Origin of the sequence: Winogradskyella vincentii (assembly GCF_020166345.1) — a bacterium.
Lineage (GTDB): Bacteria > Bacteroidota > Bacteroidia > Flavobacteriales > Flavobacteriaceae > Winogradskyella > Winogradskyella vincentii.
The window spans coordinates 562,668-586,613 of record NZ_JAIUJS010000002.1 but is presented as its reverse complement, the minus strand read 5'-3'; the positions used below and the strand labels follow the sequence as shown (position 1 = coordinate 586,613).

Below are 23,946 nucleotides of genomic sequence, written 5' to 3'. Positions count from 1 at the left end.
TTTTAAGATTGGACAAAAATAATCAAATTATGTATCTAAAAAAATATAAAAACAAAAACAGAGCAAGCCACAGTACATCTACAAAATGCCAGAAATTAGCAGCGAGTTCAAAACCTAACATATTGTTGGAATTGTACTTCTGTTTAAAATGATTATAAATAACAACAATCAATGCAATTATACCAGCAACAACGTGCGCAATATGCACTATTGCTATTAAATAAATAAATGAAATGGTGACATTACTTGTTGGTCCTGTGAAATTATAACCGCCTTCAATAATTTGTCCAAAGCCAACAAATTGATTGTAAATAAAAGCAATACCTAATCCCAAGGTTAACAATAATCCTATTGTAACCATTTTCATATTGTTTTGCTTTAAGGCTCGTTTGGCGAAAATTATTGTGAAACTACTTATTAAAATTAGAATCGCACTTATTATAAAAGCATCTGGCAATTGAAAATCATTGAGCCAATCTTCACGCTTACGACTTACAATAAATGCACTTATTAGACCAGCAAATGTCATAATAAGAGAACCTATCCCAAACCATAACATCATTCTTTTAGATCTTTCTCTTTTCTCTTGCTGTGTTCCTTCTGTTAAATCCATCTAACTCAAAAATTTATCTGCCACATATATTATTTGCAACATAGTAATATAAAATACACTCGAAAGCATCAATTGCTTGGCTGCTTTGATTGACCTCTCTTTAAATAATCTAAAAGCATAAAAGATCATTACAAAGCCTAAAAGTAAAACTATAATTGCTCCGACAATTGAAAGTTTTAAATCACCAGTAAATCCAAAAACAGGTAGTATCGAAACCAACGTGGTCCAAATACTGTACATAATAATTTGTACTGCCGTACCCTTATCTGGTTTTCCGGTAGGTAGCATAAAAAATCCTCCTTTTTTATAATCTTCGTGTAAAAACCAACCAATTGACCAAAAATGTGGGAACTGCCAAAAAAACTGAATAGCAAACAAAGTCCCAGGTTCAATACCAAACGCATTTCTTGCCGCAACCCAACCAAGCATAAAAGGGATTGCTCCGGGTAGCGCGCCAACAAATACAGACAGTGCTGTTTTGGTCTTTAAGGGCGTATAAACACTTGTATATAAAAAAATAGAAATTGCACCCCACATTGCTGTCTTAGGATTAATAACATATAACGTGATTAATCCTAAAATGGTAAAAGTTGTAGCAATAATAAATGCTGTATTCACAGACATTCTACCAGCTGGTATAGGTCTATTTTTTGTACGATCCATTAAGGCATCTAAATCTCTTTCGATAATTTGATTATAAGCATTAGAAGCACCCACCATAAAGTAACCTCCAATTGCTAACAACAATAGTGTGATTAAATTAATTGTTTCAGCACCAAGAAGGTAACCTGCCAATGAAGAAAAAACCACGCTAAGGGATAATCCCATTTTAGTGATTTCTTTAAAATCTGTAAATACAGAAACAGTTGATACCGAAGTTTTTGCGCTACTCACAACAATTTTTTAGCTTAATTCTTAGCGTGTGCAAAGATAACTTGAAAATTAATTATGACCAACGCTAGTCTTTAGTTTTAATAATACTTTTCAGCTAAAAGCAAGAATCCTTACATTTACTAGACAAAATCAATTCAATCCAACATTATGAAACCTAATAAATTATTCTTTTTACTGTTTGCTTCAGGATTTATCCTTTTCGTTAACGCTCAAAGGTTTGATAAGGTTGAAATAAAGGCCACACAACTGACTGAAAAAGTATATATGCTTCAGGGTGCTGGCGGCAACATTGGATTATCTGTAGGTAATAAAGAAATTTTCATTATTGACGATCAATTTGCACCATTATCTCAAAAAATCTTAGATGCTATTGAAAAAATCAGTGACAAGCCTTTAACTTTTTTGGTTAACACACATTTTCATGGAGACCATACTGGTGGAAATGAAAATATGGCAAAAGCTGGTGCAACCATAATCGCACACGAAAATGTAAAAAAACGACTAAAGGGTATACAACGAGACGGAACCTATAAAAGCAAGGAGACTATTCCTGTGATAACTTTTAACGACAAGCTGAATATTACTATTAATGATGAGGATGTGGCAGTATTTCATGTTTCTAATGCACATACGGATGGTGATTCTATTTTATACTTTACTCAAAGCAATGTTCTTCATACTGGTGACACCTACTTTAATGGTCGTTATCCATATATTGATTTAAAATCTGGTGGTAGCATTAATGGATATATCGAGGCTGTTAAACGCGCCATGATTTTAATTAATGAAGACACAAAAATAATTCCTGGCCACGGACAAGCATCTAATTTGACAGAATACAAAAGTTTTTTAAATATGCTTGAATCACTGAGAGATAGAATTAAAAATGCTATTGATCTTGGGAAAAGCGAAGAAGAGATTATAGCGGATTCGTCTATAACAGAAGACTATGATGAATTAGGCTATGGTACAGGCTTTATAAATAGCGAACGAATAAGATTAACCATATATAAAAGTCTAACGAGTAATTGATTCTTAGAAGTCGTTATACCAATTAAACAAATCTGTACGGATTCCTATACTAAACCAAAGTGTATTAGAATCCATAGTTGATGCAGTAATTGCTTCTGGGTTAAAATCTCTATAGATAATATTGGTAAATAATTTTAAATTGGTCTCTGGGTTTATGAGATAACCAGCCTGTAATTCAGTCATAAAACTATTTGTTTTGTTACCCTGCCCAATTTTAATACCTGTATCGCTGACTCGATTATCCTCATCTGCATAAATATTACCCCCATAATTAAAACTGTCATCAGTAGTATTAAAATCATAACCACGTTGACCAATTACGAACTTAGCATCTGCAAACCATCTTTTATAATTGTAACGACCAATTAACACTAATTCTCTGAAATTAGAACCCCAAAGATGCGCCATAGGTTGATTAAAATGCGCATAATTTAAAATAATAGAATTATGGGAGTAGGTATAAGGTCTTACTTGGTTGTACTCTGCTTGTAGTAATAGATTATCAATTTTAAAGGCATTAAAGTACTTAGCACCCAGTTGGAAACCAAACTTATTCTTCCAACTTTTTTCACCCGCTTTTACATCACTTAATGAAAATTCGTCTATAATAAACTGACCGTATATATTTACCTTGTTATTCCATTTGTATTTTCCGCTTAAACCTAAAATTGCATTACCAGCATCTTGCCCAGTCTGAAATTCTATAGCCCTGAAAAATATAATAGGATTCAAATAATTAATGTCAAACCCTCTATCATTGGTGTCGGCCCACATTACAGATTCAAACAGTCCAATATTAAGTCGTTTGGAAACATTCCAACTTAAGTAATGGTTAGCCATGTATTTTGTAAAAAAAGCACCATCTACTGTAACCTCTGGGCGCACATCCTTTAACCACATCCAAGTACTTGTGTACTTAATTTTCCAAAAATTAGCATTCAATTTTAAAAATGGATAAGGACTTGATACATCACTCTGAAACAATGACCTATAACCATCGCCAATAAAATTTTTGCCGTGACCAAACTGTATATTTAAAAAATCTGCAGGAGTATATGATAAATAAGCTTCAGCCACAGGATAATCATAAGAATCTGACTTAAATCGTTTTGCAATACCTCGACCGGGAATAATTGCCGGATCTGGGCCAAAGGCTTTTAGACTCTCAGCATATTGGTTAAAATAATCTGCAAACCTTCCTTGACTCTCATAAAATGATGTTGTTAAATTAAAGCGTTTTCCCAATCCTGCTTGAATAAAAACACCTCTAGTGTTATTCCAAGTAGAGCTAAAGTCTGCTTCAGTATCCTTACCTACCTGTAAATCTAATATAGGGTCTACCGTGAACCAATAATCCTTACCTTGGACTTGAACCAAATGTTCGTTATACAATTTTCTACCTAGCCAAGAGTCAGTCTTCTTTACTAAACTTTCTTTTTCTGCCTTTATATCATAATATTTGGCAACATCTGCATAAAGAAAAGGTTTCGCGGCCGTATGACTATTAGTACCTATGGCATTCATCTCATCATCAAATCTTGCGTAATAAGAATGTGTAAATGGAACATTCAATTGACTTGCATACTCCAGTTTTTCATAGGCTTTAACTTCAGCATTGATCTTATCATACTCATTAGATAATGTAGCATTTAAACTATCCTGTGCAGATAACTTGTTCTCACCCTCATCAATACTACCCATAACTGGCTGTTTCAATGGAATTGAAATATCGATACTATATTGTACAAAGGTTGGTTTTCCATTATATGTAGCCGGTTGTATTTTTGGAAGCAATTCAAAAATACGATGCCCTTCTTGTTTTAATTCGTCATATATAGCATCTATATATATTACTTTAAAGTCACCATCCTTGTTAACCTCAAATAAAACTTTCACATCACCTTTATAAGATTCTTCATCTACAATTGAAGGCACTTTATAATTCTCAAAAATGAATTTATTCAATGTATAGTTGAAGCATGATTTTAATTGAATTACTGCAATTGAATCACATTCTTTAAACACAGGAGGTTTTTCATAAGTTGAAATGTTCTGACCATTACAAAACATTGAAAGAAAGATTGAAACAAAAAGCAAAAATCGCTTCATAAAGTAAGATTAGTTAATTGTACGAAAGATACTTATTTTTTGGCATCACCTAAAACAAAAAACCGTTATTGAAACAATAACGGTTTTCTTATTAAAATTATTCTCAATTAATCTCTTGCATCATATACAATTGGAAGTGTATACCTTACACCCACAGGAACATTACGTTGCTTCCCTGGCTCCATTTTAGGAATTTTATTGATAACTCTTTTAGCTTCTTTTTCTAATACATTATGAGGCCCTCTTACTCTAATATCTGTAATATTACCATCTTTATCAATAGTAAATTGGGTAAATATTCTTTGTCTACCTGATATACCATACTCAGAACCTACATCTAGATTAAACTTTCTATTTATAAGTTTTGATATTTTAGTAGACATACATTTTTTTCTCTTATCATTTGTATCATATTTTTCACAACCTGGATAAACAGGTACTTTTTCAATATTAACCCATTCTACCAAGGGTTCTCCTTTTTCTATGTCATTATCAATCTCAGGAATATCAGAAATCGATGATGGTATTGGAGTTGGTTGCGTGGTATCTGGAGTATTTACAATTTTCTCAATTTTTGGAGTATCGTCTTCAACAACCTTATATACATCTTTTAATGTTTTACTAGGAAGTGGTTTTGACTTTTGCTCCTCAATAACTTCAACTTCAAATGGTTTGACATAATCTAATGAAACAATCTGATCTACCGGTTTTTCTTTTGACAGGACAAACGTCTTATTTTGAAATTGCATTTCAAAAAGTGCATAAGTACCAAGCAAGCAAAGTATCAAACCTATTTGAAAATAAAGGGTTGTGTTTTTTTGTAAATTTACATCATGCTTACGTGGCTTCTTTGTTTCGGCAATGCTCTGACCAGCATTACTGAAACCTATTTTAGAGTTTTTCATAATATATTTATTTAAAATGTTAATATTTTGAAAAAGTCACAATAAGCATACCAAAAAGAAAATCCCGTCCAATTAATTTTGAACGGGATTTTTATATGAAATTGTATTTAATTTCTAGTCTTGTACTTGGAATACAATTGGTAAAGAATAAGGTACAATTACCGCTTTACCTCTTTGCTTACCTGGCTTCATTTTTGGAAGTAAACTAATTACACGCTTAGCTTCTCTTTCTAAACCTGGGTGAGGACCACGAGCTCCTACACCAACAATATTACCAGACTTATCAATTTTAAATGAAACAAAAATTCGTTTTCTACCAGCAGGTAATCCCAGATCACTGGCTAACTCAGTATTAAATTTTTTGTTTACAAACTTTGCAACCTTCTCTGACATGCACTTCTTTTTAGCTGCATTTCCCTTTTTCTTTTCACATCCAGGGAAAACAGGTACATTTTCAATTACAGAGAACGGAACCTCAATATCTTCTTCTACTTCTTCTACCTCAATTTCTTCAACTTCAACTATCTCAGCTTCCATTTCAGTTTCTGTAGATTCAATTACAGTTTCCTCTACTTCTTCTTCATCTTCAACAACCTCAATAACTTCAGGTGCTGCTGGTGGAGGTGGAGGTGGAGGTGGAGGCGTAACAATCTGTTCTGTAATTGGCACTTCCTCTTCTAACTCATCATCGAGATTTAATGACTCTAAAGCAATATCACTTTTATCATAAGTCTTATAGTTAATAGACATGTAAGTGATTGCTAACATTAAGGCAAGACCAACAGCAAAATAAATTGAGCTATTACGGCTTACATCGGATTTTGGATTCTTTTTAGGTTCCATAATACTGGGTTTTATAACATCGCTAATTTAATTAATAAAAAGTAAAAAAAGCAAGGCTTTCATTTATTTTAACTTTAACAGTGTGAATCTGACTGCAATTAGTGTGCCAATGAAAGCTCCTAATGCATTTGCTAACATGTCTAATAAATCAAACGACCTGTTAGGATTTAATACAAATTGTAACCCTTCCAAAATTGCTCCAAGGATAATGGCAGCAATTAATACGATTCTATAAATGTTTCTCTTATTTAATGGTTTAACATAGGTAATCCATAATATGGCTAAAACAAAATATGCGACAACATGTAATATCTTATCATCAAAAGAAGAGCCTAAATCTGGTAAATCTGGAATATTTATAAGGCTTAATACAATCAATGTGATTGTATAAGAAATAGATGCTACTAGAAGTAGGTTTTTAAGCACTAATTAGTTCCTTATAAGCATCTGCAGATAATAAGCTTTCTATTTGAGATTCGTCACTAATTTTAAGCTTAATCATCCAACCATCTCCATAAGGATCTGAGTTCACCTTTTCAGGTTCATCTTCTAATCCTTCATTGAATTCAATTATTTCACCAGAAAGTGGTAAGAATAAATCAGAAACTGTTTTTACAGCCTCTACAGTGCCAAAAACCTCTTCGGCATCTAATGTCTCATCAAGGGTGTCTACCTCAACGTAAACTATATCTCCCAATTCTCCTTGTGCAAAATCTGTAATTCCTACTGTTGCTACATCACCTTCTATTTTAATCCATTCGTGATCTTTGGTGTACTTTAATTCTGATGGTATGTTCATCTTTAATGTTGTAATAAATTAGTGAAACAAAAATAATTTTTTAATTGCTTCAATTCAAAATTAATTACCAAAATTATAACGTAAGGTAATACCTGATCTTAAAGAAGTCTGTGGGAAGGACGTTGATATAGCAAAATCAGAGAACGTATAATCAAAATAGAAAATACCTGTTAAGTTTTTACTGAATGCATAATCTGCGGTAAACTTGGCTCCCCAAATGGTTTGACCCGCAGTTACCTGATTGTTTTCTAAATCTAAATATCTGATAATTGTCTTGTTATCTCGTACGGATATATCGGCTCGCATATTTAGATCACTCTTAATAATTTGCTTGGCTCCCGCCAGTTTAGATCTAATTCTCAAATCCTTAATTCTATATCCTAATCCGAGTGTATACTCTTCACCTTGTATCTCAGTCAATAAATTATTATCAAAACTAAGTGACAGTAATCTGTCCTTCTTAATCTCGGCTAGAACCTTTATAGAATTTTTCATTTCAAACTCTAATCTTATTAGTGGACTAAATTGTTCTTCAAGGTTAATGTTACTATATAGAGTCCCGTTCTTAAAGTTTCCTGATTGATCTAAAACACTATCTGGCTGCTGGTCGTAAGGCTGACCTTCATTAAACTCATCTGTGTCTAAATCTAAATTGGTTCTAAATTGGTTTATGGTATATCTAGATCTATAACCATGCTGAACTGAGAATCTTCTGAAGGTTTTTTTAAACCAAGGGATTTTCATTAATCCAGTATACTTTAGCGTCCAATTTGGTATTGGCACATCTCTAAATGCACTAGTACTTATGCTTTCTGGATCTGAACCTTGATATGCAGATAAAAACGCAGGTAGTAGTACCCTTTGACTGTTTTTACCAAAACCAAGAGGATAACCTTCCGCATCTGTTGCAAAGGTATTTGTACCATAAAACACCCTCGCTAATCTATTTGCAATAACAAGCCTATTTGCTCTAAAATCATCAAAGGTTTTAGATTCAAATTCGTCACTTGTGCTAAAAGCAGTTTTAATAAGTGCGGTAGATATATTAAAATTTCCGAAGGAATTGGTTATTAAGTCCTCGTACTGATCACTTAAACCATCGCCATTAAGATCTAACGCTCTAAAAGTTTCATTAATATTCTCTGCATATGTTCTATTACCAATTAAATCTATTTTTAAATCTCTCATTGGTTCTAGATTCATAGAATAATCTAAGGTCTTGTTGGTAACCTCCGTATACTGTTGATTAAATTCTGGGAATATTGTTAACCAACCACTTTCTGCAACAATTCCTCTAATATCTCTTTGGCTTCCGAATGTATAATCCCATGTTGGCCTTAAAGTACCTATAAAACCAGGTGTAGGTAAATATCCTGGTAAATACGTACCATTATTTTCAGAATACCCAAATTGAATTCGTTTTACCATTGTTACAATATCAACAAGGGTATTATAGGCTTTTTGACCAGCACTACCCTTTTTGGCGGTGTTTGTAGCATTATTGTCTTGCGCTGCATTTGGAGTTGGAGCAGTACGCCTTTTAACAGCCGTATTTCTTCCACCACCACGTTGGTTACCTTTTCTTACTAAACCAATTGTTTTATAAAAGGTTTCCATATTAAGGGTGGTATTGAGGTTGTGTGTATTAGAGTTTTGAATAGAATGACCCAAATTATAAGTTTGCCCATCTAATACCAGTCCTTCATTAAGATCAGATCCTTTTTGCCATTGAAATGCGCCACTATAAGCATATGTTGCTCTCAAGAAACTTAAAACAGGTATTTTATAAAGTGGGATTTCGTAATTAACTTGTAATTGTTGCGTTTGTAAGTTTGGATCTCCAAAATCAAAGAATCCATCCCAAACATCAAGCTCAGGATCCTGCCTTCCATTAATTCTGTCATCAATGAAATAATTTCGAACAATATTGGTATTTGCTGCTGTAAAGTTTAAGCTTAATGCATCGGTTAAATTATAATTTATGGCATACTGAAAATCGAAAGTGTAATTACGTCTGAATAATTCTTCAATGCCAATATTGTCACCACCCAGTTCTACTTCTCTGAACTTTTGTTTACTGAATTGCCTGTTTATATCAGTATTAACTGATATGCTACTCGGTAATAAATTGACATTAAAATCCTTTAAAATTTTCCAATATTTACCAGTGAATAATGAGTCATTCTTTTTAAACGGTTCAATCTTCGCAGGCTCAAAAGCATAGTTATAATTTACACCTGCTCTGATATTTTGATCTAATGAATTCTCTATTTCAAAATCACGATGCTCTACTTTGTTATATGAGTAATTAAAGGTTAAATTTTCAACATCATAAAAATGTCTCTTACCATCACCCATTTTCTGCTTTCTAACACCAATGAAGTTTATACTCTTTCGTTTCGTATAATTTTCGTTTACCTTAAGAATTGAATCTTTGTCTGTGGTATTACTTAATTGCGTATCTAATTCTATATCTCTATAATATTCATCAAACTGAGGTGTAATAATCTCTTCACTTTGAGCATAATTAAATGGTAGCTGTATTCCCCATTCCTTAGGTAGTAATTGCCCTAATTGAACATTAGTAACTACATCGTATTGTTTTACATCTTCTCTGCTTCGTTCATTAGGATTTTGCTCAATACCACCAAAACCAACTGTACTTCTTCTGGCAGTTGCACTTATATCCGCAAAATCGGCAATATTAGAATCCATGCTTACCACTGCTGCCCATCCACCTTCATTCTCTAGATCAGACATTCTAAGTTCATTAAACCAAACCTCTCCACAAGCATTCATTCCTGTATTACCTGAATTTTTCAGTCCAACCATTAACACACGAATGTCTCCAAAGTTAGGATTTCCTTTGATAGCAACACGTTGTTGTCCCGTTGGTAGAGGTGCAAATTCGTCTACTGAAGTTTCATTTAAAACACCATCTATAACATCATAAAATGTTGGGTTTTCATTGGCTAGGGATTGATCAAAAATACCTTTAGACTTAATATCTTGTAAAATAGATAGAGGCATATTAATCTCATTAACCTCAGGCCATATTCTTTCCTTATCGGTCAATGATGATTCCGCTAATTCTGTTGGCAATAATGGAACTTCAATTTGATAGAAATTATCAGTAAAGTCATTACCCATTCTTATAAAAGCAATTAACTCACCCTCTTGTAAAGTTTGACCCTCTTGTGCTTCAGCATGTAAAAACATCCGTAACTTTTTATACTGACGCATGTCTACATTAATATTTTTAAATACACCTTTAGAGTCTTCTGGTTCTAATTCACAAGCCTGTAGAACCAAAGATTGCTCATTCTGCCTGATAATGTTATTATTATTATTCAGCTCTTCACGTCTTACTCCTGGAGGAATTACATAGTCACCATCATTCTCTTGAACACCAACAATTGCAACATTAAATTCTGCATCAGCACTATTGTTAGTTGAATCATTATCGAGATCTAGAGTATATCGTCTCCAATCACTTCTCACCAAATCTAAAGTTGCAAAACGTAAAACTGTATTTTCAGTAAACTCTCTTAAATATAATCTTGCAAAACGTACAGAACGAATATCTCTAATACCACCAATTGCATTAGTTGGTTCGTTAATTGGCAATCTAAATTGGTACCAAGTTACAGTTCTCTCTTGGCCGTTAGGCAACGTAACTGTCCTAACCTTCGTATCATTAATCTGAGGGTTATTAATATTAAGAGCTGTTGGGTTAATATCAACCTCGTACTCAAAATAACTATCAATAGTATTCATTGTGTTATCTCTGTTGATATCTTCTACATCAGGCTGGGTAGTTGAACCTCTATTGGTGTCTGTAAATATGTCTGGAGTATTTCCTTCTTGTCCGTTATATCTTTTATAACGTTCAAAAATATCACCTTCAGTATTTAAATAATATGTGTAATTATCTTTAGCTGGATCTTCTCCAAATTGAGCCCCAAATTGTATTACCTCTTCTGTATCATCATAACCATCATAACCAACATCTTGGTTTGTACGTTCTTGACCAGTAGTTGCAAACGTGTATATTAATGATTGGTTCTGCGGAACAACTCCACCAAAAGTTGTTGGATTAAGTAGTGAAACATCACCATCCTCAGGTAAACCATTCTCATATTGTTTTTTACCATCCTTAAGGACATCCTCAGAAATATTACCAAGATTCACAAATAATTTTCCTCCTTGACTTGATGGATTGTCTAAAAATGGATCTTGTACCCAGAACTCGATATACTCTACATTGGCTTGTTCAAAGTCAGTAGATGTAATTTGTCTTGTTATACCAGCCCAACTATCATTGGGATTAATAACATCGTTAGTTGCTGAAGGATCAAAATTATAAGGTCCTCGTTCAGATGGATAATAAGATAAATCTAATGTGTTGATTACAGATGTTTGACCTTGAACAATATCTACTTCAGGGAAAATTTCTTCAATAAAAACACGTCTCGTATACAAATTAGAAACGTCATCATCTGTGATTCCTCCTGGACGTTGACTACTATAAAAAATTGGATCAATTGTATACCAATTTAAAAATGCTCTACCAAAGCCATTTTCAATTCCAGGATCATCATCTCCAGGTACATTAGCAGGTAGTTCTTTTGGTCTACTCGCCAAAAACCATGATAATGGACTTAATAGATCAATTGCTCCTTGAGTGCCTTCAAAATCATCAATGTATGCAGTAGCTTCTCCATTAAAATCGGCACCTTTTGGTGCTCCTGGTAATAGATATGCAAATTCCCCTCTCACTGAAAGATTAGAAGGTACATCTGTATCAATGTTTGGCAGTTTATTTGCGAGCCTCGTTAGGAATGGAACTTCAGTTGAGAAATTACCATTCATACCGAATATCGTATTGTTAATTGGTTCGGCATTATAGTTAGCTTTCTGTGTAATAGGACGCTCATTCAAATTCAACAAAGTAGCTCCAAGAACAAAGTTTTCATTAAACTGATGCTCTACATTTATACCTGTAAATCGTCTAGTTTGTTGACCAAATACAGCATTGTTTTCTACGTCTACATTAATTGGTGTATTAGATGCCTTTAATGCCTCGTCTAATATTTCAACACGTCCTAATTGATAATTTACTGTATAATCAATTCCCTCTACAAGTAATCTTCCTCCTGCTGTAACCCTAACTGATCCACGAGGTACGTTGAATGCACCAATAGGAATACCTCCACCCGCACCACTACTTTTAAATCTACCTTTAATCTGAAATTTATTCTTCTCGGCATCATCTAATGCCTCTGTTTTAGTCGATTTATAAAGAAGGTCATATACGTATTTCTCCTGATTAGGATTTGTATAAACATCTTGCTCGTAATCTGTGTCATTATTGTTTGGATTGTCATCGTCATCAAGAACATCGAAAAGATATCTACCAAAAGGCTCTGATTTGGTGAAAATTATTTTTCCATTTTGTGTGAGAACAGTTAATCCAGGGACATAATCAAAGAAACCATCACCTCGTTCTTGAGGGTCATTATTAAAATTAAGTCTGTCTAAATGAAATAAACGTATTAAAGGAGTTTCACTTATCTCAGTATCATCTCCTGTAAATGGTGTATTATTATCAAAGGGTGGGAATGGAACTTCAACACCATTGATCTCTACTGGTCTTATATAATTAACTGGTGATGCTTCAGTGTAAAATATGTTTAATCTAAAATCTTCTTGACTTAGTTGAAAAGCACCTGTGTCATAAATGTTTTTCATCATTAAGTCCCAAATAGGAAGATCAACAACTGTTACGGCACTCTTAAGCATTTTTAAGATTAAACTTTGATTGTTAATCACTTCATTAGGGCCACCAGTATCAACGGTAGTTGCATCGACACCATCATTAGCAAACTCTCCAACTTGATATACCTCGCCACCAATTGTATACTGAAATGCTACGGCTAAAACCTCATCGTTTAGAAGTCTTTGGTTCAACGATATATAACCTAATTCAGAATTTAGAACATAGTCTTGTCCTTCTTGTAATTTTTTAGCCGCTTCTAATTTTCCAAAATCAAACCCTTCATTGGCTGGAATATTAATTCCCGTTTCAACTACGGTTATATCCCTAACATTATCGTTTAATAATGATCCTGGACCACCAATATTCGTTGGGTCAAAATCATTATTCTCATTTCTTGGTAATTCTGAAGGGTTGTTTATAAAACCTCCTGGTATTGGGTTTAAACCAATATTATCAACTTGAGACTCACCTAAATCTTGAAAAGCAACAACATTTCTTACGTTATCTGTTTGATTATTTCTATTTGTAACCCAAACTTCTACTCTTGTAATCTGCAACCCTTGATTATCAATAAAAGGATACTGCAATAAAGCTTTATCATAATTATCCCTAAAGTAATGCGCTAAAAAGAAATGTCTATTCTCATCATAGTCTCGCGCAAAGAATTCAAACTCTTCAACGGTACCACCTCCTTGAGCTACAACTGATCTTGATTGGGATTGCTGTTCAGAAAACACTGCAGTTACTGTGGTCTTACCAAACTGTAATTCTGTCTTTACACCAAACAAACTTTGTGCTCCTGTTATTAAAGAACTGTTCAACGGCATATTAACATTACCTACTTCAATCTTTCTAATTATATCATCTTCTGTAGGTGTATACTCTAATTTGACGAGGTTTTGAAAATCGAATGTAGACTCTGTATCATAATTAGCAGTAACCTGTAATCTTGTACCAACCTTTCCTAACAAGCTTAGACTGATCCTCTGATCAAAATCGAATGTGAAATTTGTTCTATTCCTTGGTGAAAAAGCCGGATTATCTTGTCTCGAAAACAAAACACCTAAATCAACTTCAACTGAACCTTGTGGTACAACATTGATTGTATTACCTCCAAAAATTGTTTCAAACAGCCCTGAGTTTACATAAAATTCAGGGAGTAAGTTCTTTTGGCCTTCTTCAGTTCCATCTTTCTGACCTGCAGCGGCATCTGCCATTTGCTTATAATATTCCTTGAGCTTTTCTTGAAGAACCAATTTTTGAAATTCTTCAGGCGTAAGGATTAATGGATAATTGGTATTGAAATTACCAATCTTCTCAGTGTAAATATATCTGTCTAAAATAGGGTCGTACGTGTACTTTGCAACGATACTGTTTGGATTTGGCATATTTAACTTACCAAATGCAAAAGTAGTCTTTGTAGAATCTTGTTGTTGCTCAGGCTCTTGCCCGTAAACAAGCCCACCAAATAGCATTAATACTAAGAAGCATAAAAGACGAATTGAATTGAAATGTTGATTATAGTTAGTTTTATTCAATTTTTTATAGGTTTTTCAAAGCTTCTTTTATGATTTGCTCCACAAGGGCATCTGGTTCAGCTTTCAAAATTTTATCAATCACTTTCTCAGATTGTTTTTTGTTAAATCCTAAAACTTCTAATGCTGATAACGCTTCATCTTTATTAGTATTGTTCGGTATAAGAGAAAGTTCATCTATGCCATATACTTTTAACACTTTATCTTTTAAATCAATAATAACTCGTTGAGCAGTTTTAGCGCCAATTCCTTTTACACTTTGTATTAGCGCAACATCTCCACTTGCAATACCTTCTTTAACCTGTTCTGGAGTTAAAGATGATAACATGGTTCTTGCCGTGTTTGCTCCAATACCACTAACGGATATAAGCAACTTGAATATTTCTCTTTCTGCCTTTGAAGAAAAACCATAAAGTGAATGAGAATCCTCTCTAACTTGAAGATAAGTATATAGTCTTAAATTTTCACGATCTGGAATTTGAGAAAAAGTATGGAGTGATATATTTATAAAATACCCTACACCATTGCAATCAATGACAACGTCAGTAGGATTTTTTTCAACAAGTCTTCCCTCTAAGTGTGTAATCATAAATCCTTTTAAATACTTAGATTAACCCAAAAGAAACTACTTAATTTTAACCTCAAACTATTGTGCTAATTAGTTGAATAAAATAAAAGAATTAGATTTCAATGGTTAATAAACCAAATGTACTAAAATTATTTACATTACAAAGGGTGAGTTGCTCTGATAAAATGCCTGAATTTATTGTCTTTTCTCACGTTCTTGAGCATCAATAACTGCAATAGCAGACATGTTAACAATTTCATCTACACTAGCACCTAATTGAAGTATATGGACTGGTTTATTCATTCCCATCATAATTGGCCCAATAGACTCAACCTTATTCAATTCTTTAAGAAGTTTGTATGTAATATTTGCAGCATCTAAATTTGGAAAGATTAATGAATTTACCTTTCTGCCAGCAAGTTTAGAAAATGGAAATATATCTTGTAGCATTTCTGAATTCAATGCAAAATCTGTCTGAACTGCACCATCAACAACCATATTCGGATAGGCCTTGTGTAAAAACTCAACAGCTTCATTGACCTTCTCAGCTCTTGGGTTTTCTGAAGATCCAAAATTAGAAAACGAAACCATGGCCATTACAGGTTCTATACCAAACATTTTTACCACGTTCGAAGTCATTCTGGCAATTCGCGCAAGGTCTTTTGAACTAGGTTCTATATTTATTGAAGTATCACTCAAGAACATTGGTCCTCTTTGTGTCATCATTACATTTGTAGTTGCTATCCTAGAGGCACCATCTGCCATACCAATTAATTCTAACATTGGTTTCACTACATTTGGATAACTACGTGAATATCCAGTAACTAAACCATCTGCATCACCTGAATTTACCATCATTGCAGCATAGTAATTTCGTTCTCTCATTTTCTGCTCTGCTGCATAAAGTGTTACGCCCTGTCTTTGCCTTTTCTCCCAATAGGCCTTTGCATAACGATTTTTACGTTCAAGCTCTTCATCTGATTTTGGATCTAAGATTGGAACATCTGCATCAAAATCTATTTCCTCCATTAGGTTGATTATAGTATCTCTTCTGCCCAATAATATAGGTTGTGCAACGCCTTCTTCATATACTATCTGTGCAGCCTTAAGAACGTCTAACTGATCCGCCTCAGCAAAAACTATTCGCTTTGGATTAGTTCTCGCTCTACCCAATAACATCCTAACAAGTTTATTATCTGAACCTAATCTTTCAAGAAGGGAGTTCTTATATTTTTTCCAATCTTCAATTTCCTCTTTGGCAACACCACTTTCCATTGCAGCTTTTGCGACTGCAGGAGGCACTTCTGCAATTAACCTAGGATCAAATGGTTTAGGGATTATATAATCTCGACCAAAAGTCAACCTAGTTTCATTATATGCAAGGTTTACCTGTTCTGGTACTGGCTCTTTTGCTAATCTTGATAGGGCCAAAACAGCTGCTTTTTTCATAGCTTCATTTATCTTGGTTGCCCTTACGTCTAATGCTCCTCTAAATATAAATGGAAAACCAAGCACATTGTTCACTTGATTAGGATGATCACTTCTTCCCGTTGCCATAATAATATCATCTCTAGTGTCAATTGCTAAATTGTAACTAATCTCAGGATCTGGATTAGCCATAGCGAAAACAATAGGGTTCTTCGCCATTGTCTTTAGCATTTGAGGTGATACTATGTCTGCCATTGATAAACCAATAAATACATCAGCATCTACCATCGCCTCATCGAGAGTATCTAATTTTCTATCTGTTGCAAATTCAGCTTTTTGAGAAGTTAAGTTTGGTCGGTCATTCCTTATTACACCTTTACTATCAAGCATTACAATATTTTCCTTTTTTGCTCCAAATGCCTGATATAATCTGGTACAAGAAATTGCGGCTGCACCAGCACCACTTACTACTATTTTTACCTCTTCAATTCTTTTCTCCGCTAATTCAAGTGCATTTAACAGAGCGGCAGCTGAGATAATTGCAGTTCCATGCTGATCATCGTGCATTACGGGAATATCGAGTTCTTCTTTGAGTCTACGCTCAATTTCAAAGGCTTCTGGAGCCTTAATGTCTTCTAAATTAATGCCACCAAAAGTTGGTGCGATATTCTTTACAGTTTCTATGAATTCATCAACATTCTCAGTACCTACTTCAATATCAAACACATCTATATCAGCAAAGATTTTGAAGAGTAAACCTTTTCCCTCCATCACTGGTTTAGATGCTTCAGGTCCTATATTTCCTAGACCTAAAACTGCTGTACCATTTGAAATCACCGCAACCAAGTTGCCCTTTGCAGTGTATTTATATACATTCTCTACATCTTTATCAATCTCTAAACATGGTTCTGCAACACCTGGTGAATAAGCTAGTGATAAATCTCTCTGTGATGCATATTTTTTAGTGGGAATAACCTTTATCTTTCCTGGTGTAGGCTTAGCATGGTAAACTAATGCCTCTATACGTTTACTCTGTTTGCTCATATTTCAAAAAGAATTAAGCATCAAAGATACGCAATGATATAATCAAAAATTAATCTTTAAGGAATTGAATGTTTCGTTTTAATCCTGAGAACTTTGTACGTTTCACAGCAGACTTTTTAAAAATTTTTTTAAAAGTATCTTCTGTAATCTCTTCCCAATCTTTCTTTGTCATTGCTAAAAGTTCTGGATGTGGATTAAACAAGGGTTCATTATGTGATTTACTAAATCGATTCCATGGACAAACATCTTGGCATATATCACAACCAAACATCCAATCATCAAATTTTCCTTTAAACTCTGATGGGATATTTTCTTTTAGCTCAATGGTAAAGTAGGAGATACATTTACTGCCATCAACAACATAGGGTTCGGTTATTGCTTCAGTTGGGCAAGCATCAATACACGCTGTACATGTGCCGCAATGATCCGTTACTGGAGTATCATACTCTAATTCCAAATCGATAATCAATTCTGCAATAAAGTAGAATGATCCTACTTGCTGAGTTAATAGATTAGAATTCTTACCTATCCAACCTAATCCTGATTTTGCCGCCCAAGCCTTGTCCAATACTGGTGCAGAATCTACAAAGGCACGACCATGAACTTCACCAATTTCTTGCTGTATAATTAACAACAATTCTTTTAGTTTTTCTTTTATGACAAAATGGTAGTCGGTACCAAATGCATATTTGGAGAGCTTATATGAATCTTCATACTGAATGTCTGAAGGATAATAATTAAGCAATAAGGACACCACACTTTTTGATCCTTCAACCAATAATGTTGGATCTAAACGCTTATCGAAATGATTTTCCATGTATTTCATCTCACCATGCATATTCTTTTGTAACCAGGCTTCAAGTCGAGGAGCTTCGTCTTCTAAAAACTCTGCTTTAGAAACTCCACAAGACAAAAAACCGAGGCGTTTAGCTTCGGTTTTGATGAGTTCTGTATGTTTGGTTTTATTATTTATCAAGTTGAGATACTTCCTTTTGAAAAGTTTTACTAAAACAAACCGCCTTGTTGTGGTCCTTTAATTTTACCTAAATGTTTATAGGCTTGCTCCGTAACTTCTCTGCCTCTTGGTGTTCTCATTATGAATCCTTGTTGAATTAAAAAGGGTTCATAAACCTCCTCTATTGTTTCTGCACTTTCACTTACCGCAGTTGCCAATGTAGTAATGCCTACTGGGCCACCTTTGAATTTATCAATAATTGTTGATAGAATTTTATTATCCATTTCATCCAATCCATGAGCATCTACATTAAGGGCCTCTAACGAAAATTTAGCTATTTCAATATCAATATTGCCATTCCCCTTTATTTGAGCAAAATCTCTAACTCGTCTTAGCAAAGCATTAGCTATTCTAGGTGTTCCTCTACTTCTACCTGCGATTTCAATTGCGGCTTCCATGGAGATAGGAACATTTAATATTGATGCACTACGCTGCACAATTGTTGTTAAAAGATCTGTCTTATAATATTGAAGTCTACTGCTTATTCCAAATCGGGCACGCATTGGTGCCGTAAGTAAACCTGAACGGGTTGTTGCTCCAACTAGTGTAAATGGATTTAGATTAATTTGAACAGTTCTGGCGTTGGGACCAGACTCTATCATAATATCTATCTTATAGTCTTCCATTGCAGAATATAAGTACTCCTCTACAATAGGGCTTAGGCGATGTATTTCATCAATGAACAATACGTCCCTATCATCTAGATTAGTTAACAATCCTGCAAGATCACCAGGTTTGTCTAATACTGGACCAGAAGTTACTTTGATACCAACATCTAACTCATTAGCCAATATATGAGCTAAGGTAGTTTTTCCTAATCCAGGAGGTCCATGAAACAAGGTGTGGTCTAAAGCTTCATCTCTAAGGTTTGCGGCTTGCACAAATACCAACAAGTTTTCAAGCACCTGATCCTGACCAGTAAAATCACTAAAGGTTAACGGACGAAGCTTTTTTTCTACGTCTAACTCTTCTGGACTATAATTGTCGTTGGTTGGATCTAAATTATCGTTCATATATAACAAATATAACGAAAAAGCCTTTCTGAATCAGAAAGGCTTTTCAATATTATAATGAGAATTACGCTAATGATGAAGTTCTTCTTCACCTTCTTTCATTGGCACATTCTGTGGCACAAAATCATCATCATGTCCTGGTTTACTATAATCGTAAGACCAACGGTATACATGAGGTATTTCTCCTGGCCAGTTACCATGCATATGCTTAACTGGAGCAGTCCATTCTAACGTATTAGATTTCCATGGATTCTGTTCAGCTTTCTTGCCATAGAAAATACTACTGATGAAGTTGTATAAGAATACTATTTGTACAGCACCTCCAACTAAGGCGAACATTGTTATAACGAGCTGTGCATTTGTAGTATCATCAAATAGTGGGAAATTTGAATTGGTATAATAACGTCTTGGTAAACCAGCCATACCAATAAAATGCATTGGGAAAAATACACCATATGCACAGACAGCAGTAACCCAGAAATGTAAATATCCTAAGTTTTTATTCATCATTCGTCCAAACATTCTTGGGAACCAATGATAGACACCAGCAAACACACCATATAATGCTGAAATACCCATTACTAAATGGAAGTGAGCTACAACAAAATAAGTGTCATGTACATTAATATCTAAAGCACTATCTCCTAAAATAATTCCTGTAAGACCTCCAGTGATAAAAGTAGATACTAGTCCTATTGAAAATAGCATTGCAGGATTCATTTGTAGATTACCCTTCCAGAGTGTCGTTATATAATTAAAGGCCTTTACAGCAGATGGAATCGCAATAAGTAAGGTAGTAAATGTAAATACCGAGCCTAAGAAAGGATTCATACCAGAAATAAACATATGGTGACCCCAAACAATTGTTGATAAAAATGCAATTGCTAAGATTGAAGCTACCATAGCACGATATCCAAATATGGGTTTACGAGAATTAGTGGCTATGATTTCCGAGGTTATACCCAAGGCTGGTAATAATACAATATATACCTCAGGGTGACCTAAGAACCAAAATAAGTGTTCAAATAATACTGGCGATCCACCTTGATAATGTAATACTTCACCTTGTATAAAAATATCAGATAAGAAAAACGATGTACCAAAGCTTCTATCCATTATTAATAATAACGCCGCTGACAATAATACTGGGAACGAGATTACACCAATAACTGCAGTTACAAAAAATGCCCAGATTGTTAATGGTAATCTTGTCATGGACATTCCCTTAGTACGCAAATTAATTACTGTAACAATATAGTTTAATGATCCTAGTAAAGATGACGCAATAAATATAGCCATTGAGACTAACCATAATGTCATACCCATACCAGATCCACCTTGAGCCAATGGTAATGCAGATAAAGGAGGATAAATTGTCCATCCCGCAGCTGCAGGACCAGCCTCAACAAAAAAGGACAGAATCATTATTACACAAGACACAAAGAATAACCAATATGAGATCATATTCAGAAATCCAGATGCCATATCCCTCGCTCCAATCTGTAATGGAATTAAAAGGTTACTAAACGTACCACTCAATCCAGCAGTCAATACAAAGAATACCATTATTGTACCGTGAATTGTTACTAATGCCAAATATATATCTGCATCCATAACACCACCTGGAGCCCATTTACCTAGTAATGATTCAAAAATTACGTTAGGTTGTTCTGGCCATGCGATCTGCATACGGATCATTAATGACATTAGGATACCTATAATACCCATAATGATTACACCAGTTAATAAATACTGTTTAGCAATCATTTTATGGTCTTGACTAAAAATATATTTAGTCACAAAAGTTTCTTTGTGATGATGTACGTCGTGGTCGTCGTGTACGTGTGTATCTCCTGTTGCTGACATAATCTTTTATTCTTTTTCTTTATTTTTTTAATTTAATAATGAATTCTCAAATGTCTTTTGCTCTTTAATCCAAGCATCAAATTCTTCTTGTGTTTCCACAACAATTTTCATTTGCATGTTATAATGTGATTTACCACAAATCTTATTACATAATAAAAGGTAATCAAATTCGTAAAGCAAATCTTGACCTGCCTCTTCAATCTCAGCCTGTCTTTCAATTCTTAATTCATTAATATTTTTTACTTTATCCTGAATGTCTGGATTCTGACGCATCTCAGCAGTTGTAACAGTTGGTGTAAATGCAAACTGAGTTACCATGCCAGGAACACAATTCATTTGAGCTCTAAAGTGTGGCATGTAAGCAGAATGCAATACATCTTGTGAACGCATTTTAAACAATACTGGCTTACCAACAGGTAAATGTAGTTCTGTTACAATAACATCATCTTGAGCATTAGGATCAGATTCATCAACCCCTAAAATATTTGCGTTATCAAGATCGATTAATCTTACATTAGCCTTACCTAACACATTATCTTCTCCTCCATAGCGAGCTTTCCAGTTAAATTGCTGGGCATACAATTCTACAACCATTGGATCTTTATCCTCGTCTATTGTCATTATATCATTCCAAGTGAATAAACCATAGATTATTAACCCAGCTAAAACAATAACAGGAATACCTGTCCATACAGCTTCTAATGTATTATTATCAGCATAGAATAATGCTTTCTTACCTTTTTCCCCTTTGTACTTATAGGCAAAATAGTGCAACAAAAATTGCGTTACAATCTGAACTATGAAAATAACAACCATTGAGATAATCATAAGATTATCAATACCTGGTCCATGTTCAGCTGCAGAATTAGAGATTAAAGGTAAATCTCCAAGATACATAAAACTTAAAATCGTAATAGCGTAGATAAAAATTAAGAAGCCTATCATCAAATAGCCGTTAATTCTATTGTCTTTATCATCTGCTATTTGCGTATTCGAATCTCCTATCTGAGCCAAATCGAAAATCTTTACCATTTGCCATAAAGCAACGGCTACAAAGAGTACAATTAATATCGTTAATAAAGCAGTCATTATCTTTTCTGTTCTTTTTTAATAATTAATAATGGAAATGTTCACTTTCCTTAATAAATGGATTTCCTTTTGCTAATAGCGGTGCTTTTCCTAATGCTGTAAAAACAATCAACAAGAATAAACCGCCAAATAATAATATTGATCCTATTTCAGGAATTCCTATAAACCATCTGTCACCAACTGTTGCAGGCATAATCATATTGAATACATCAATGTAATGACCACATAGTATTACAATACCAGCCATTATAACAAACCAGTTGATACGTTTATAATCACTATTCATTAGCAATAATAATGGGAAAATAAAATTCATAGCTAACATTCCAAAGAATGGTAGTTTATAATCCTCAATACGAGTTACAAAATATGTTACCTCCTCTGGAATATTTGAGTACCAAATAAGCATAAACTGAGAGAACCATAAATAGGTCCAGAATATACTAATACCAAACATAAACTTAGCTAAATCATGAATGTGACTATCATTTACAAATTCTAATAAACCTTTAGATTTTAGGTAAATCGAAATCATGGCGATGACTGTTATTCCACTCACAAACATACTTGCAAATACATACCAGCCAAATAAAGTACTAAACCAGTGCGGATCTACACTCATAATCCAGTCCCATGACATCATCGATTCCGTATAAATATAGAATACTAAAAATGCAGCTGAGATTCTGAAATTCCTTTTAAAATTCTTATTGTCATCTGCTTTGTCCTGAGCTAACGAGAACTTTCTAGAGAAATGTCTATATAAAGCATAACCCGAAATAAAAATTACTCCTCTAATTATAAACGATGTTAAATTCAGATAACTAGACTTACCTTGTATCAATTTATCATGTTCTACAACATCAGGGTCCATCCATACAAATAAGTTATAGTGTCCAATTGTACCAGAGGCTACCGCAATTAATAAAACGATTACAGCACCAGGTAAAACATAGGCGGTTATTCCTTCCATAACTCTAAATAGTACTGGTGACCAGCCTGCTTGCGCGGCATATTGTATAGCATAAAATGCAAGTACACCTAATGCAATCATAAAGAAAAAGAACGCTGCAACATAAAGTGCTGCCCAAGGTCGGTTGTGGATTTGATGTAACACATGTTCCTCGTGACTCATTTCGTGTCCACCATCATGAGCTTCGTCTTCATGACCTTCAGTTGCATGTGAAGTTGATTCAGCATGACTATCAGAATGTGCATCTTCTACATGAGCATCGGCAGTGCCATGATCTCCATGATGAGCTTCATTAGCAAGATACTCGGAGATATTGTCTTCATTGACCTTGTGAGAATCCATGAAGCCATAACCAACGCCTAATAGTCCTAAAACTATTAAGACGATAGCACTCATTTTTAATCGATTTGAAATTTTATATTCCATTTATATAATCTTTAT

16 protein-coding genes are annotated in these 23,946 nt (G+C 34.1%); 1 reads left to right on the top strand and 15 read right to left on the bottom strand.

What is annotated here, in order from left to right; translation table 11 throughout:
- Positions 1-22 precede the first annotated feature (22 nt).
- Entirely contained in the window at positions 23-613 is a 591-nt protein-coding gene (locus LBV24_RS05755; RefSeq protein ID WP_224477631.1) for a cytochrome c oxidase subunit 3, read from the bottom strand.
- Positions 614-1,507 carry a heme o synthase gene (gene cyoE / locus LBV24_RS05750; RefSeq protein ID WP_224477630.1) on the bottom strand — a complete coding sequence of 298 codons (894 nt, stop codon included), beginning with the start codon at positions 1,505-1,507 and terminating at the stop codon, positions 614-616. It abuts the gene before it with no gap.
- A gap of 147 nt (positions 1,508-1,654) precedes the next feature.
- On the opposite strand from cyoE, the gene LBV24_RS05745 reads away from it, so the two are divergent.
- Positions 1,655-2,539, top strand: coding sequence for an MBL fold metallo-hydrolase (locus tag LBV24_RS05745; RefSeq protein WP_224477629.1), 885 nt, complete (start codon positions 1,655-1,657; stop codon positions 2,537-2,539).
- A gap of 3 nt (positions 2,540-2,542) precedes the next feature.
- On the opposite strand, the gene LBV24_RS05740 is transcribed toward LBV24_RS05745, so the two are convergent.
- From LBV24_RS05740 to LBV24_RS05680, 13 genes are all read right to left on the bottom strand, one after another.
- Positions 2,543-4,648, bottom strand: a complete 2,106-nt coding sequence (locus LBV24_RS05740; RefSeq protein WP_224477628.1) for a gliding motility protein RemB — start codon at positions 4,646-4,648, stop codon at positions 2,543-2,545.
- 107 nt (positions 4,649-4,755) lie between these two features.
- Positions 4,756-5,553 carry an energy transducer TonB gene (locus LBV24_RS05735; RefSeq protein WP_224477627.1) on the bottom strand — a complete coding sequence of 266 codons (798 nt, stop codon included), beginning with the start codon at positions 5,551-5,553 and terminating at the stop codon, positions 4,756-4,758.
- Positions 5,554-5,667: 114 nt separating this feature from the next.
- Positions 5,668-6,396, bottom strand: coding sequence for an energy transducer TonB (locus LBV24_RS05730; protein WP_224477626.1), 729 nt, complete (start codon positions 6,394-6,396; stop codon positions 5,668-5,670).
- 63 nt (positions 6,397-6,459) lie between these two features.
- Positions 6,460-6,822 carry a VanZ family protein gene (locus LBV24_RS05725; RefSeq protein ID WP_224477625.1) on the bottom strand — a complete coding sequence of 121 codons (363 nt, stop codon included), beginning with the start codon at positions 6,820-6,822 and terminating at the stop codon, positions 6,460-6,462.
- Entirely contained in the window at positions 6,815-7,195 is a 381-nt protein-coding gene (gcvH, locus tag LBV24_RS05720) for a glycine cleavage system protein GcvH (RefSeq protein WP_114300275.1), read from the bottom strand. Before gcvH ends, LBV24_RS05725 begins: the two co-directional genes overlap by 8 nt.
- 60 nt (positions 7,196-7,255) lie before the next feature.
- Positions 7,256-14,512: a T9SS outer membrane translocon Sov/SprA gene (gene sov, locus LBV24_RS05715; protein ID WP_394371115.1), complete on the bottom strand. Its 7,257-nt coding sequence runs from the start codon at positions 14,510-14,512 to the stop codon at positions 7,256-7,258.
- Between the two features lie 4 nt (positions 14,513-14,516).
- Positions 14,517-15,098 carry a Holliday junction branch migration protein RuvA gene (gene ruvA / locus LBV24_RS05710; RefSeq protein ID WP_224477624.1) on the bottom strand — a complete coding sequence of 194 codons (582 nt, stop codon included), beginning with the start codon at positions 15,096-15,098 and terminating at the stop codon, positions 14,517-14,519.
- A gap of 174 nt (positions 15,099-15,272) precedes the next feature.
- Positions 15,273-17,549, bottom strand: coding sequence for an NADP-dependent malic enzyme (locus tag LBV24_RS05705; RefSeq protein WP_224477623.1), 2,277 nt, complete (start codon positions 17,547-17,549; stop codon positions 15,273-15,275).
- A 49-nt stretch (positions 17,550-17,598) separates the two neighbouring features.
- Entirely contained in the window at positions 17,599-18,522 is a 924-nt protein-coding gene (gene queG / locus LBV24_RS05700; RefSeq protein ID WP_224477664.1) for a tRNA epoxyqueuosine(34) reductase QueG, read from the bottom strand.
- Positions 18,523-18,554: 32 nt separating this feature from the next.
- On the bottom strand, positions 18,555-19,577 hold the full coding sequence (gene ruvB, locus LBV24_RS05695; protein ID WP_224477622.1) for a Holliday junction branch migration DNA helicase RuvB: 1,023 nt from the start codon (positions 19,575-19,577) through the stop codon (positions 18,555-18,557).
- Between the two features lie 69 nt (positions 19,578-19,646).
- A complete protein-coding gene (locus LBV24_RS05690) occupies positions 19,647-21,443 on the bottom strand; it encodes a cytochrome c oxidase subunit I (RefSeq protein ID WP_224477621.1) in 1,797 nt (598 codons plus the stop codon).
- A gap of 27 nt (positions 21,444-21,470) precedes the next feature.
- Positions 21,471-22,532, bottom strand: a complete 1,062-nt coding sequence (locus LBV24_RS05685; protein WP_224477620.1) for a cytochrome c oxidase subunit II — start codon at positions 22,530-22,532, stop codon at positions 21,471-21,473.
- 25 nt (positions 22,533-22,557) lie between these two features.
- Entirely contained in the window at positions 22,558-23,931 is a 1,374-nt protein-coding gene (locus LBV24_RS05680; protein WP_224477619.1) for a quinol:cytochrome C oxidoreductase, read from the bottom strand.
- Between the last annotated feature and the right edge of the window lie 15 nt (positions 23,932-23,946).

Coding starts and splice junctions, on each gene's coding strand:
- LBV24_RS05755 (WP_224477631.1), bottom strand. CDS start 613: ATGGATTTAACAGAAGGAACACAGCAAGAGAAAAGAGAAAGATCTAAA.
- LBV24_RS05745 (WP_224477629.1), top strand. CDS start 1,655: ATGAAACCTAATAAATTATTCTTTTTACTGTTTGCTTCAGGATTTATC.
- LBV24_RS05740 (WP_224477628.1), bottom strand. CDS start 4,648: ATGAAGCGATTTTTGCTTTTTGTTTCAATCTTTCTTTCAATGTTTTGT.
- LBV24_RS05735 (WP_224477627.1), bottom strand. CDS start 5,553: ATGAAAAACTCTAAAATAGGTTTCAGTAATGCTGGTCAGAGCATTGCC.
- LBV24_RS05730 (WP_224477626.1), bottom strand. CDS start 6,396: ATGGAACCTAAAAAGAATCCAAAATCCGATGTAAGCCGTAATAGCTCA.
- gcvH (WP_114300275.1), bottom strand. CDS start 7,195: ATGAACATACCATCAGAATTAAAGTACACCAAAGATCACGAATGGATT.
- ruvA (WP_224477624.1), bottom strand. CDS start 15,098: ATGATTACACACTTAGAGGGAAGACTTGTTGAAAAAAATCCTACTGAC.
- LBV24_RS05705 (WP_224477623.1), bottom strand. CDS start 17,549: ATGAGCAAACAGAGTAAACGTATAGAGGCATTAGTTTACCATGCTAAG.
- ruvB (WP_224477622.1), bottom strand. CDS start 19,577: ATGAACGATAATTTAGATCCAACCAACGACAATTATAGTCCAGAAGAG.
- LBV24_RS05690 (WP_224477621.1), bottom strand. CDS start 21,443: ATGTCAGCAACAGGAGATACACACGTACACGACGACCACGACGTACAT.
- LBV24_RS05685 (WP_224477620.1), bottom strand. CDS start 22,532: ATGACTGCTTTATTAACGATATTAATTGTACTCTTTGTAGCCGTTGCT.
- LBV24_RS05680 (WP_224477619.1), bottom strand. CDS start 23,931: ATGGAATATAAAATTTCAAATCGATTAAAAATGAGTGCTATCGTCTTA.